7 protein-coding genes and 1 tRNA gene are annotated in these 14,215 nt (G+C 35.2%); 4 read left to right on the top strand and 4 right to left on the bottom strand.

Translation table 11 applies throughout. The features are described from left to right. Window positions 1-4,530 (bottom strand): lamin tail domain-containing protein (locus DF185_RS21365; protein ID WP_133250121.1); only part of this gene is annotated, 4,530 nt, incomplete at its 3' end. Window positions 4,531-4,625: 95 nt separating this feature from the next. Between DF185_RS21365 and DF185_RS21370 the strand changes: the two genes are divergently transcribed. Next, window positions 4,626-5,615, top strand: coding sequence for an aspartate-semialdehyde dehydrogenase (locus DF185_RS21370; RefSeq protein ID WP_110363516.1), 990 nt, complete (start codon window positions 4,626-4,628; stop codon window positions 5,613-5,615). A 56-nt stretch (window positions 5,616-5,671) separates the two neighbouring features. On the opposite strand, the gene hflX is transcribed toward DF185_RS21370, so the two are convergent. Beyond that, window positions 5,672-6,898 carry a GTPase HflX gene (gene hflX / locus DF185_RS21375; RefSeq protein WP_110363518.1) on the bottom strand — a complete coding sequence of 409 codons (1,227 nt, stop codon included), beginning with the start codon at window positions 6,896-6,898 and terminating at the stop codon, window positions 5,672-5,674. Window positions 6,899-7,095: 197 nt separating this feature from the next. Further along, on the bottom strand, window positions 7,096-7,779 hold the full coding sequence (locus tag DF185_RS21380; RefSeq protein WP_110363520.1) for an energy transducer TonB: 684 nt from the start codon (window positions 7,777-7,779) through the stop codon (window positions 7,096-7,098). 558 nt (window positions 7,780-8,337) lie between these two features. Between DF185_RS21380 and DF185_RS21385 the strand changes: the two genes are divergently transcribed. After that, window positions 8,338-8,411, top strand: a tRNA-Ala gene (locus DF185_RS21385). Between the two features lie 309 nt (window positions 8,412-8,720). Here DF185_RS21385 and DF185_RS21390 read toward each other — a convergent pair. Then, entirely contained in the window at window positions 8,721-10,943 is a 2,223-nt protein-coding gene (locus tag DF185_RS21390) for an APC family permease (protein WP_110363522.1), read from the bottom strand. 150 nt (window positions 10,944-11,093) lie between these two features. Between DF185_RS21390 and DF185_RS21395 the strand changes: the two genes are divergently transcribed. Both DF185_RS21395 and DF185_RS21400 read left to right on the top strand, forming a co-directional pair. Beyond that, a complete protein-coding gene (locus tag DF185_RS21395) occupies window positions 11,094-12,176 on the top strand; it encodes a lysylphosphatidylglycerol synthase transmembrane domain-containing protein (protein WP_110363524.1) in 1,083 nt (360 codons plus the stop codon). A 156-nt stretch (window positions 12,177-12,332) separates the two neighbouring features. Further along, on the top strand, window positions 12,333-14,207 hold the full coding sequence (locus tag DF185_RS21400; RefSeq protein ID WP_110363526.1) for a DUF4114 domain-containing protein: 1,875 nt from the start codon (window positions 12,333-12,335) through the stop codon (window positions 14,205-14,207). Window positions 14,208-14,215 lie beyond the last annotated feature (8 nt).

Consider the following 14,215-nt stretch of genomic DNA (forward strand, 5'->3'; position numbering starts at 1 on the left):
AATCTCCTTTAAAACGTTGGCTTGTAATTTATAATTCTCAGGATTCAGTAGTGTTAATTCATTAATCATTTCACTAAACTCCAAAGACAAATGATTTTCTGATTTCAGTCTAAAAGAAATTACCTTAGGTGCTTCTTCATCTATATTTGCAGCATGAATTGAATTGATTTTTCCAGGTGTTCCGCCATTTTCATTTACTGAAGCTGACCAATTGCTTCGACTACTGCACGTATTTGAAGGATCAATCCTCTCAATACTCCAACCTCCATTACTTTTTTCTTCTGATTGATACCAAATATCGGAATAGGTGATTTCATCAATTGATTCTCCTTTAGCAGACAACAACTTCAAATTGTTTCCTGAGTTGGTTAAACCAGTAAAATTTGCTATACCCAAAGCATTGCAATATCCAGAAAATGATTCAGCTGCTGAATTAGAACAAAGAATCAAATAGGAATTTGCTTGAATGGTATCCGAAGAAAACAACAATTCCTTGCTGCCTATTTGCAGCTTCCATCCTTCAACTGAAATTGGATAGCTTTTGGTATTGTATAGCTCGATATATTCATATTCTGGCAATCCTTGCGCTGGGCTTTCATCTGCCATGATTTCATTGATGACCACATCAAAAACATTTGCTGGAGCCAAGTATTCAAAGGTGATTGAATCAGAAGCCAATGTCGAACCATCTTCATCTGTAATGTTTAATACTTCTACTTGATAATTACCAGCCTTTAATTCTGAGTTCATAATGATTAGAATCTCTATATTTGAATCTGAGAATGATGTCTTAAAGTTTCTCAATTCTTCATCATTACAGCTAATGTTGAAATTATCATGAGTCAATTCCTGATCCACATTAAGAGCTTCAGAAAAAGCAATTAAAATGGAATCTTGTCCTATAATCTGATACGACTTAATAAAAGGAGCAGAACTTACAGATTGCACTCGTAAATCATCAAACCACAATTCTCCAGCTCTGGTTGCTGACCCGAAATTAAACTCCAAACCACAATAAAATTCTTCACTTTCACTTATAATTTCAGAAGAGAATTCTTCCGATTCATACCAAGAATTATATTCTCCCATTCTATTGTAAGCCAAATTCCATTTTCCATTGGCATTATATTCTGCCAGAATAGCAATTACTTCATTTTCATTCCAATCAAATTTCGTTTGTGCTAATATTTCTGATGTTTCACCACCATTTGTTTTCCAAAGACTTAACATGTCTGTAGAACCTTTTAAATTAACTCCCACAGAATACTTTTCTTTAGCTTTGGCAGGATTTTCATCATCCATACAAAGGTGAAACACAAAGTTATTTCCAGAACTCGGATCCCAATCGCCATTTCGCAAAACAAAACTCCACCTTGTTATTCCATTCTCACTTCCCCAATCCTCTAACTTACAAGAGATATAGCTACCTCCAACCTGATTACTTAAATTGTGCTTTAGAGATTTGTTTCCATGAATTGGCTGATATGAAGAAATAGACCAATCTGAAGAATGTATAAATTCACTCAAAGAATGCTCTTCAAAATCATAGTTAAGATCTGATAAACTCTGTCCAAATAAAATGCTACAATTATCCGAACCTAAACTCGAATTGACTATTAGCTTAAAATCTTCTTTTCCAGAATAGCTAATCGAATTCAAATCCACACTACCTTTATTAAGATACAACTCATTATCATGAATCAGTTCTCCATCTGCCTCAATCAATTCCAAACTAATTTCACCTGTATAATCTGTATCGATATTCTGATATTGATCGCAAGCAAGTACTTTTAAATTAAACTGCTCTGAATTACCCCTAACAAATAAAGGTGATGAAGCGATAATCAGCCTGTCTGCTTCTACATTTATATTGAAAATTTCAGAATTTATATCCTTAAGCATGTTTGCCTTTAATTCAGAGCTATTTATTCCATTTTTCCAACCAGAACCAGATTTTGGAATAAAAACCTGAAATTCCATTTTGTCAGGCAAACAGGTTTCCTTGAAATATATGACCAATTCAAACTTCTGAATTGTACCATTAGTCACCTCAAATAAACCTTTACTTGAATTAAATTTTATGCGTTCATTGTCAATATCATCGCTGTGTGCGAGAATTTCTCCTTCACTTTTTATTAAGGCTCCAGCAATATGTTTTTCCCAATCAAAGGAATTTGCAAGTTCTTTTTTATAGAATATAGCAGTATTGATAATGGTTGGCAGATCATCGAATAAAGCCGAATCCACAATCGTAAAATTTAAAACAGCACTTGCTGTTTCCTCTGAAACAGATAAAGATGTTAATTGATGATTTAAAATTTTCTCACCTTCCAATAGCACAGAATTCTGATCAACACTCGAAATATCTTCAGAAAGAATGGTTTCAAAACCTTCGGTTTCTGCCTGAATGGTAAAATGCTCAGCTTTATCGTACACCAAATCAGCCCAGATTAATTTACCACTCTCCATAGTTTTCCTCAATCCTGAAACCGAAGTCAATTCTCCTGTTCCAGCAGCTAGGCTAATTTCCACCTGCTTATCTGAATCTATGTCCAAATTTCCCAATTCATCAAGCATTTCTACCTCAATAGTAAACGATTCATTTGGCCTTACAGATTTGGGAATCGTGGCAAACTGCATTTGTACAGCCTTCACTTCACATTCTAGAATTGGTCCCAATACCTCAGTATCAAACTGAGGTTTTAGTCCACTATCCTCTTCTGATATTTCCCAGTTTTCACTGGACTTTTCAATTCTCAGTTGAATTATTTCTTTGTCTAAACAAGCACCTTCCTTAAAATAGGCGAACAAAGAATAGGTCGCCTCACTTTCACTATCGACAATTGCTGCTAATTCCGATTGCTGAAAAAGGATATCTATTTTATCCTTTGAAACCTCGAAATCAACATCCAATTCGTGATTATCTCGCATAAGATACAAACCAGCTAAAGTTTTCTTAAAATCTACTTGATTACTTTCACTACTTGTAATTGAAATTTTCTTAAGAACAGTCGAAACATCATCATCTCCTGAATCTCTTATTGCAAATTCGAATAACTTAAAGGCACTAGCCTTATGAGTATTTAGAGCTGATAAAATTGTTTGGCCTGGAATCCATGAAGTTGAAACGGCTTGAGATTCATATGTGTTTTCTATAACAATTTTAGGAGAAATCTGTTCTGACAAACTTTCTCCTTCCACCTTTAATTGAATCGTATCTACCATTTGGTACTTTAAAGCATCAAACTCCAAGCTACCTTTCACTAATTTTTTACTTAAACCATTAGCGGCTATCAATTCACCCTTTCCTATTTGCAGCGACAAACTAATTTGCTCTTCCTGATCAACATCCAGATTTCCAAATTGATCTTCGGCATTAACAGAAAATTGAAACAAATTATTTCTTACAACATTTTCCGGAATACCAATCAAGGCCAATTTAGCTGCTTCTACATTTATGCTATGAACCTCAGAAACTATAGGGTCATTACTATCAGCAAAACCCGATCCACTTGCAAATGATAAAAATCCACTTGCTCCCTTACCTATAGTAAATTGAAGTTTTAGTCCATCATTCAATTCATTAGCTGAATTAAGGTATGCCCTTAATTCAAATTCGCGCTTTGAACCATCAGGAATTGATAATTGATCTTCTGCAAAATCAAAAAATAAAGAGTCAGAATTTATGGTTATAGATTGATAATTTACCAAATTACCTTGCAAATAGATGCTAACACCTCCTAATTGGCTCTCCCAATCTAATCCATTTTCAGGATTGGAATTATAAAATGTCATTCTGGAAATTTTGGTAGGAACACCATCGCTCGCAGAATCTGTTTCGTCAATTATGAATCGAAAACAAGGTAAAGCTTCTGATTCTGTATCAACATCCGTGTTAATTGTTAATTCTCCAACTTGGTTATCTGATTCTTTTAATATAGTATTCTTATCATTTTCAACTACAATAAGATCACCACTAACAACAATATTGTCGCAATAAACTTTATTACTCGATAGCGGATTATTGAGTCGAATTACAATTACCAATTCATTACCAGAAATTCCACTACTAGACGCCTGTTTACTTCCCCAATTACCAGTATTTTCTCCATTTACAGCAAATGCTTGCTCAGGTCCTCCATCAATTTTATAATACAGTTTTATATATTTGTTTTCATTTGTTGAAGTACCAGTCTCGGCCGACAATACAGAAACAGTACAATTGGTAAAACTGCTAATATCAATTGATTTACTCATCCAAACAGCCTCACCATCGCAATCGACGGCTTCTAACCTTCCTCCGCTAGTTTCTACAACCTTAACGTAATCCGAATTATCGGTAAGAGAACAATTAGTGACATCCAAACTCCAATCAACAACTCCCTCCATATCAACATTTGAACCCCAATAACCTTTATTTAAATCTACTTCATCTGAGAAGTTTTTTGTCCATATATCTTCTGCATATAGGTTTGTATTTATCAGTAAAACCAAGAGTATGAACAATTTCTGGGAAAGTGTTTTTTTCATAGGAAATTAACTTTAACTTTGATTTGCTTTTCTGAGTAAAAGCTAATTTAACTATAATCGATTTTATTAACAAGGAATTAAAGCTTTATTATGTTATGAGAATAGCAATTGTAGGAGCTACAGGCCTGGTAGGCCAGAAAATACTGGATGTTCTGGAGGAAAGAAATTTTCCGGTTAGCGATTTATACCCAGTCGCAAGTGAAAGATCTGTGGGTAAAGAGGTTGCTTTTAAAGGCAACCTGTACAAAGTTATCAGTATGGAAGATGCAATTAATCTAAAACCACAAATTGCAATCTTCTCTGCAGGTGGCGGCACGTCATTAAAATGGGCTCCTGAATTTGCCAAAGTTGGCACCACTGTAGTAGATAATTCTTCGGCTTGGAGAATGGATGTGAGCAAAAAATTAGTTGTTCCTGAAATTAATGCTACAGAATTAACCAAAGAGGACAAGATTATTGCAAATCCGAATTGTTCAACAATTCAGATGGTAGTTGCATTGGCTCCTCTTCATAAGAAATACAAAATTGAACGCTTGGTAGTTTCAACTTACCAGTCGATTACTGGCACTGGTGTTAAGGCAGTGAAGCAATTTGAAGATGAGCGCTCAGGAGTTGATGGAGAAAAAGCCTATCCACACGAGATAGATAAAAATTGTCTTCCACATTGCGATGTTTTTACTGAAAATGGTTACACAAAAGAAGAAATGAAACTGGTGAATGAAACCAGAAAAATTTTGAAGGATGACAACATCAGAGTTACTGCTACTGCGGTAAGAGTCCCAGTTGTTGGAGGTCATAGTGAATCTTTAAACATTGAATTTGCTAATGATTTTGATGTTGAAGAGGTAAAACAACTTCTAAATGAGACCGAAGGTGTAATTGTTCAGGATAATCTGGATAATAATGAATACCCTATGCCAAAATACTCACATGAACGAGATGAAGTATTTGTTGGACGTATTCGACGTGATTACTCAAATCCAAACAGTTTAAACATGTGGGTTGTTGCTGATAACCTTAGAAAGGGAGCTGCAACCAATGCTGTTCAAATTGCAGAATGTTTAGCACAACAAGAATTGGTGTAACACAATAAAAAAACCCGATGCAAAACATCGGGTTTTCTTTTTATATCATTGTTCTTTTAATCCATCAAATTTGAATAATCCTGATAAAGGAAATCATTGTATGGGAATCGTGCCGAATGAATTTCACGAATAACACCATACACTTTCTCTCTAAATTCTTCTATGTTTTGTTTCTCAATTGCTGAAATAAACAAACAAGGAGTATCTCCTTTGGCAACCCACATCTGCTTCAACTCATCCAAGCTGTAATTTTCACGAGTTTTTGGTAACAAATCATCTTCATCCTTTTTCACATAGGTAAATGCATCAATCTTATTGAACACAAGGAAAGAAGGCTTTTCTCTATTATCAATTTCAGCCATGGTTTCGTTTACCACTTTAATATGATCTTCGAAATTAGGATGTGAGATATCAACAACATGTAGAATAACATCTGCCTCGCGTACCTCATCTAAAGTTGATTTAAAAGATTCCACCAAATGGTGAGGTAATTTTCGAATAAATCCTACTGTATCAGCCAATAGAAAAGGAACATTCTGAATTACAACCTTGCGAACAGTAGTATCAAGAGTTGCAAACAATTTGTTTTCGGCAAAAACCTCTGATTTACTAAGCATATTCATAATGGTAGATTTACCCACATTGGTATATCCCACCAAAGCAACACGTACCAATTTTCCACGATTCTTTCGCTGAGTTGCCTTTTGTTTATCAATCTTTTTCAGATCTTCTTTCAGCTTAGCAATCTTATCTAAGATAATTCGACGGTCAGTTTCAATCTGGGTTTCCCCAGGACCACGCATTCCAATCCCTCCTCGCTGACGCTCAAGGTGAGTCCACATTCTTGTAAGTCGTGGCAACATATATTGATATTGAGCCAACTCTACCTGAGTTTTAGCATGTGCAGTTTGAGCTCTACTGGCGAAGATGTCAAGAATCAAATTGGTTCTATCCAAAATTTTTCTTTTCAAGATTCTCTCAACATTTCGAAGTTGAGTCGGAGATAGTTCATCATCGAAAATCACCATACCAACATCCTCATTGGCTTCCAGGTAATCTTGTATTTGCTCAAGTTTTCCTGCTCCAACAAAAGTTTTTGGATTAGGATAATCTAACTTCTGAGTAAATCTTTTTACTGTTTTTGCTCCTGCTGTTAAAGCCAAAAAGTCCAACTCAGCCAAATATTCCTCAACTTCCTGAACAGTCATACTCTTAGACTGATCAATCACTCCGATTAAAACTGCTTTTTCTTGCTCCTTTTTTGTTCTTAGATAGTCTCCCATTTATTTTCTTTAGGAATAACAACAGACAATTCGCCTGTATTTGATTCTATTTGTTACAATATCAAACTCTCTCTCAATGATTAGAAAAAGATGAATTGTAAGGCAAAAATACACAATATTCTGCAATGCTTTCTTCAAGGCATAAAAAAAGAGGTTTCGAAAAATCGAAACCTCTTATATAATTGTATAGTATTGATCTACTGCAATTGGAAGTTGATTGGCACAGTATAAGAAACCTTTACTGGTTTTCCACGCTGTTTTCCTGGCTTCCATTTTGGCATCTTGTTGATTACGCGAATCGCTTCTTTATCCAAAGATGGATCAACTCCACGAACAACGCGAACATTCTCAACACCACCAACCTTATTTACTACGAAAGTAACAAATACACGGCCTGTGATACCATTTTCTTGAGCAATTACAGGATACTTGATAGATCTTGCTATCCATTTCTGTAATTCAAGCTGTCCACCTGGGAATTCAGGCATATCCTCTACAATAACGAATACCTGAGCTTCATCTTCTTCTTCCTCTTCTTCTACCACTTGGATTTCAACTTCTTCATCCATATCAGCATCCGAGTCTTCAATTTCAAGCTCATCTTCGATCTCTTCATCGTTATCCACAATATCCAATACCTCAGCTACTTTAGGTGCTGGTGGTGGTGGTGGTGGTGGCTTAATCTGTTCCTGTCTGGTAATCGGAATAATCTCCTCCTCAGCTTCCATTTCTTGCTGATCTTCTAATCCTGTAGCTTCAGAAGAATCTACACGCCATTCGAAGGCAGCAAAGACAAAAAGCAGAGTCAGCGCCAGACCAATCTCAAGAAAGAGACCTCTCTTATTTTCAAGATCTGCTTTAGGTGACTTCTTAACTTCCATAATCTTCTTTTAATTTTCTTTTAAATTCAGCGTTTAAAAGTAAGTAATTCAATTTTATAATCAAAATTCTATTCTCTGCGAAAATATTTGAGGCATAAAGATATAAAAATAACGAGCAATCATTTTTTTCTAATGGTATTTTTTGATTTTCAACACGTAAGATCGTCTTAAAATTTAATGATAATTATAAAAAATGCTCTAATTTGAATATAGATAAACCTACTGTAAATAAATCAACTATAAATTTAGTACATTTTTTTCTTTAAAGCCATTCTAAATTAGATTTTTTAACGAAGAAGAGTGAAAAATCCATATTGTCCGAACTCATCCTACCTATACACACACTATACATTGCTACCAATCAATTGTCTATTGACAAACAATTTTTCGAACTAAAATAGATTCCTCACTCTAAATTCCCTTACGTATAAGAATTAAAAATGTTTGCTTTCTGTAAAAATTCATTATCAAGTAGTTTCGTGTGTTTAATTTTAATTTATATTTGCAAGCGAATTCCTAACCATTAAAAATTGATTTTGGAATTCTCAATTTTTTAATGGGGGGTTAGCTCAGTTGGCTAGAGCGTTTGACTGGCAGTCAAAAGGTCACCGGTTCGATTCCGGTACTCTCCACCCTCAAATCAAGGCGGTTGTGGCAATTATGCTGTAGCCGCTTTTTCATTTTATACATTTCCACATAAGCAATTATACTCCTACTGTCCCTAATACTTGGAATATTACCTAGCAAAAGACCAAACCTGAATGTAAAGGAAAAATCAGTAAAACATTAATTAACTTAGCTTTTAACCTTCTTTAACACTTTTTCTAATGTCGGTAGAACAGGATTCCATACATTTGTAGTGTCCTTTCCGAGAGGATTAGGTTTTCATAGATTAAAATGGGTTAGAGTAAAGTCAGGGGTGGTTCCCTGACTTTTTTATTTTAATCAATATCTTTTCTGCTGTTAGAATTTATAAAAAGAATATTCCCCAACGCATCGTATCCTTTAAATAGTTCGGATTTCTCATGCTTCAAAGTTTCTCCTCTAAATCCAAGAATTGTTAATCCTGCATCAGCCGATTTCTCATTAATAATCTCGCGAGAAGCGACATCTTCCTGTTCGTGTATGATTTCGATATTCGAGTTGGTAATTGGCAATCTGCCACTAACCACCAACTCATCCAATTTCTTCCTGGTTTCATCAGCATGATGTTCCTTACAGATGTTGAAAATTTTAATATCCGCTTTGTTCCAGTCTGGGTGTCCACCTATAATAAAACTCAACAGTATCATGAGATTTGCATTATCGGTATCTGAAGATTTGATCCAAACATGAATATTGTTATTATAATTGAATTTTCTTCTTGAACTTCCCAAAATACAGAAATCAAAATTTCCAGCTCTTGCAAGTGAGTAATTCTCGATAATCAAATCCAAACGCTCGGGATCTTCCTTATCAAATTCAAAAATCACCATATTATTTTCCATTCCGGCAATTCCTGGCAACTGAATGGCTTGAGCAATGGCAGAAGTATATGATGGTGATATTATTGTATCTACATAAACATGATTCTCAATTTTATCAAAACTGCTAATTAACTTATCCAATTCCTCTTGTGATTGCTGATAAGTTGCCTTGGAATAATATCCCTCAATTCGATGCAGGTAGGTTCCGAACCCATATTTATAGGATATCCAATTTAATAATTTAAATGCTGTATCTCGCTCAAACGAATCTTTCGAGATACAAATTGCACTAGGTCGCCATTCTCTTGTTTTCCTCTTACCTGCTTTTTGCAAGAAAACCTGCATATTTCTATTTAGCTGATAAAGAGAATTCAAAAAGATGGATTCCAATCCATTCCTGTGTTTATGATATCGGTTGATAAACAAATAAATCAAACTCATTAAAACAACTGCACTAAATGCATAAAGCGTATTGATTTTGAACATTACCCAAATGGAAATGAAAAATCCGATGAGCGATAACAACCACTTTGATTTAAAGGAAGGACGATAGCTAGGTGATGATCCAAAATGATTCAAAAAAGAGATTAAACACAAAGCCCCATAAGTAAGCATGAAAAACATTGAAATAATTTCTGCAACAGCATTTACATCGCCAAGAGCTACAAAAACCAAGGCAATAGCACATGTAATTAATGATGCATTAATTGGTTCTCCATCCTTATTGCGCCCTTTTGCTAACCATTTGTTTAATGCCTTTGAAGGAAAAGATTTATCTATCGAAAGTGCTTGCAATGTTCTTGGTGCAACCATAACAGATCCGATTGCCGAGGAAATTGTTGATGCTGCTAATCCAAGTGGAATTACAATAGCTCCTCCTAATGCTATTCTTGACATGATTAATTGATCGCCAACCAAATCTTCGCTACTTGCCGATCCTGCCAATTTATATACGATAAAGAAATAGATTATCATTCCTATCAAAGTGGCAGCAGTAGTTCCCAAAGGGATAGATTTTGAAGGATTCTTCAAATCTCCAGATAAGCCAACTCCGGCAGTCATTCCTGTAAATGCAGGGAATATTATTGCAAATACAATGAAAAAATTATCTGGATTCTTAAAATCTGCATTCCATAAGTTAAAATCACTAGTCATGGAATATTCTGTGGAGCCCAGAAAAAATAAGATCAGTGAAATAAATAGAATTGCCACCACAAAATAAAGCGCTTTAACGCCAAGGTTCGCACCCTTTTTCAAGATCAATGCGGAAAGCATTAACATGGCTGGAATACTTACAACTTGTCGTGGCAGGTGATAACCATATGTTTCGCGTACCCAATTAAAAACAGGTTCAAAAGCTTCGGTAAATGCAATAATATAAAATGCAACACTTATGGCTTGCGACATAAACAAAGCCAAACCAATTGTTGCCCCAATATTTAGTCCGAAAGATCTGGATATAATAAAGTACTCTCCTCCTCCTTCAACACGTTTATTGGTGGCAATTTCGGATATTGCAAAAGCAGTGGGTATGGTAACAGCATGCCCTAATAAAATAATAAATATTACACCCCAGAAACCAACACTTCCTACCGCATAACCAAATCGTAAAAACAATATGGCACCTAAAATGGTAGAAATTGCAGTAAAAAATACTGGAGCAGTTCCAAATTTTTGAGCTGTATGATTTGTCGACATAGTAAACTTTGTATAGTTAGTTTAATAAAAATAGAAAAAAGGATGGAATATTTAATACTTGTTATATTTAGATATTTTTAACAAATAGTTCACCAATACATGTGATTTAAGTTTTTTATTTGTGTAAATTTATTTTCCACAAAAAGTAGCATGGAAACAACTGAGAAACAAAGTTCATCGAAAAAATTATTGCATGGCGTACGACCAAGCAGAATAATCTATCCAATTTTAATTGGATTGGCAGTAGTTATCTACATGCTGGTAAAAGAAGTTGATGCCAATACATTCTCTTTAATAGAGTTTACCTGGTATACTGTTTTTTGGCTCTGCATTGCACTTTTAATGATGGTAATTCGTGATCTTGGTTATATGGCTCGCCTAAGAATTCTTACCGACAGGAAATTCTCCTGGGGCAAAGCATTTCGTATCATCATGCTATGGGAGTTTACATCTGCAATCACGCCTTCCGCAATTGGAGGAACATCGGTTGCCATTCTTTATCTCAACAAAGAGGGACTTAAAGTAGGAAGAAGTTCTGCGGTAGTAATGTCTACGTCATTTTTAGATGAGCTCTACTTTATCATCATGTTTCCATTACTGATTTTACTTTTAAATGTAAAACAGTTGTTCATGATAGAATCTCCTGAGCACTCCATCTGGCTTGATTCTTTATTGTATTTCGCACTTGGTGGATATTTGGTAAAACTCGTTTATCTGGTTGTACTTACCTACGGTCTTTTCTGGAATCCAAGAGGTCTAAAGTGGTTGCTTTTATGGATATTTAAACTTCCTGTTCTGCGCAAATGGAAACATGGAGCCAATAAAGCTGGTAGTGATATCATAGAAAGTTCAAAAGAACTAAGAAGAAAACCATTCCTGTTTTGGTTTAAAGCTTTTATGGCTACTTTTTGGTCCTGGACCGCCAGATATTGGGTGGTAAATGCAATGCTGGTTGCATTTATGCTGGAAGGTTATGGTTTTGCTGATCACATCATGATATTTGCAAGACAGTTGGTAATGTGGATCATGATGTTGGTAAGTCCAACTCCAGGAGGAAGTGGATTTTCTGAATGGGTTTTCACGCAGTATCTTGGTGACTTCTTGCCTACTGCAGGATTAGCTGCCAGCATGGCCTTAATCTGGCGCCTAATATCATATTATCCTTACTTATTTATCGGAGTTTACCTACTTCCAAGATGGATTAAAAAGCATTTTAAAAACAATAAATCCTAAACACATCACAAACAAGCTATTGCAAATTTTGACAAAAGAAAAACATGATTTCATCAAAGCTTTTTCATATTCTACCATAATCAATAATTAGGTTTCAATTAAAGAATGTAACTTGCTTATAATTAAATCAAGTCACATATTAAAACCTCAATAATTATGAAAAGATATTTGTTCTTCTTTATCTTATTGGCTACCATGGTTTCATCTTGCTCAGAAGATAGTTTTAAAGAGACTGAAAAGCCACAGAAAAAAGATGATGTAATTCAATCGGTTAATATTACCAATAATGCCGCTGATTTAAGCTCCCGTGTTACTTACAGTGATAAATTGGTGATTGTCAACGATATTCCAGCTGGAACAACAAAATCATTAGAATCAGATTTTGAAATTGATCCAACCAAAAACTATGCCTTCAAATTAAGAGCCGAAGTTGAAGCTCCAAAAGTTAAAGGTGAATACGTTCAGGCGACACACGTTAAAATCGTTGACGATATGGCATTTGTGACATACAATACTAAAGGTCCTGAATACAATGGTGGTATTGAATTGTTCGATGTAACCGACAAAACAAAGCCTATTCTTCAGGCACAAGCAATGTTTCACGATGTTGACATTAGTGCTGTTGATTATTACAATGGGAAGCTCTATTTGGCAGGTGCTCACGATCCTGACATTCCAGGGTTTGTATACGAATCACCAGCAATTCTTATTGAAATGGAACTTACTCCATCAGGACAAATCATGTATGTTTCGAACACATACGATATAGCCTCCTACGTAGCTACAGATGTTAAAGTTGATGAAGATTATATCTATGTAACCAGTGGGTCAAACGGAAAGCTTACCGTTTTAAATCACAATTTCACTTTAGCTGGATACAAGGATATTATTGATGCAAGATCTGTTGCAATCAATACTGATCATATCTATGTTCTAGAAGGAACAACCCCTCAGTTGCATAAATTCTCCATTACAGATTTATCAGGCCCTGAATTTATTGGTCTGAATGGACCTGTTACTGCAGAATCGAAAACAGAAATCGACGTTACTGATAATTTATTGTTGGCAGCTTTAAATGAAGGTGGACTTGATATAAGAAATTTAGAAGGTGAACTTCTTGAACATTTCGATAGACCTCCAACTCCAGAAGGAAGATTAGATGAAAACTACGTAACCAATTCCGTAGCTTTAAACGAAGAGTTATTATTGATTGGTAATGGTGGTGCTGGACTTTATGTTGGAGCAATCGTTCCTGAAATGGATGATGAAGTATTTCTAATGGGTAGTATGTATTTTGATGCTTCTGTAAATTTTGTTGAATCAAAAGAGGAATGCATTTTTGTTGCTGCAGGAACTGGTGGTCTTAAAATTTTAAGCATTGAATTGGATGAAGGTATTCCTGATGACATCATCCCTACTAAACCTTGCCCAACATTAATTGAGAACATTATTGCCATGTTCCCTTCCGGTAAAGATAATCGTGACGATCACGCGGATTTATTCACAGATGAAAGCAAACTGATTCTGAAACTGAAAAAAGAATCGCCTGTATACCTTACTTTTATTGATGAAGGTGCTGGATGGAAGAATTCATTGGCTTACTACACATACGATGCTGAAAATCCACCAACAGGTAAAGATGAAATTGAACTTCATATGTTATTCCCTAATGCTTCAAAAGAAAGTTCAGGCGGAGGGTTAAAATCAGGAGATAGGGTTCAATTAGGCGATAATACTTTCCCTGCTAACACTGTTATTGGCTTCTGTCTTGTTGCTAAAGGATGGAAAAATGGTGCAACCACAGATGGTATTTACAAGCATTATACCAATACCGAATTTAATGAGTTTGGAAACCAACAGCATGTTTTGTTCATAGAGAAGAACTGTAAGGATATAGTACTTTGTTTTGAAGATATCAAACTACCAAACGGTGATAAGGACTACAACGATATTATATTCGCAATAACCGATAATGAAGAGGATAATCTTGTTGCAACTGCATTTGATACCGAAAACATTATCGAGAAATAATCACAACC

Source organism: Marinifilum breve (assembly GCF_003202155.1).
GTDB classification, from domain to species: domain Bacteria; phylum Bacteroidota; class Bacteroidia; order Bacteroidales; family Marinifilaceae; genus Marinifilum; species Marinifilum breve.

What these genes read in the sequence shown, in the direction of transcription:
- DF185_RS21370 (WP_110363516.1), top strand. Translation starts at nt 4,626, where the DNA reads ATGAGAATAGCAATTGTAGGAGCTACAGGCCTGGTAGGCCAGAAAATA.
- hflX (WP_110363518.1), bottom strand. Translation starts at nt 6,898, where the DNA reads ATGGGAGACTATCTAAGAACAAAAAAGGAGCAAGAAAAAGCAGTTTTA.
- DF185_RS21380 (WP_110363520.1), bottom strand. Translation starts at nt 7,779, where the DNA reads ATGGAAGTTAAGAAGTCACCTAAAGCAGATCTTGAAAATAAGAGAGGT.
- DF185_RS21390 (WP_110363522.1), bottom strand. Translation starts at nt 10,943, where the DNA reads ATGTCGACAAATCATACAGCTCAAAAATTTGGAACTGCTCCAGTATTT.
- DF185_RS21395 (WP_110363524.1), top strand. Translation starts at nt 11,094, where the DNA reads ATGGAAACAACTGAGAAACAAAGTTCATCGAAAAAATTATTGCATGGC.
- DF185_RS21400 (WP_110363526.1), top strand. Translation starts at nt 12,333, where the DNA reads ATGAAAAGATATTTGTTCTTCTTTATCTTATTGGCTACCATGGTTTCA.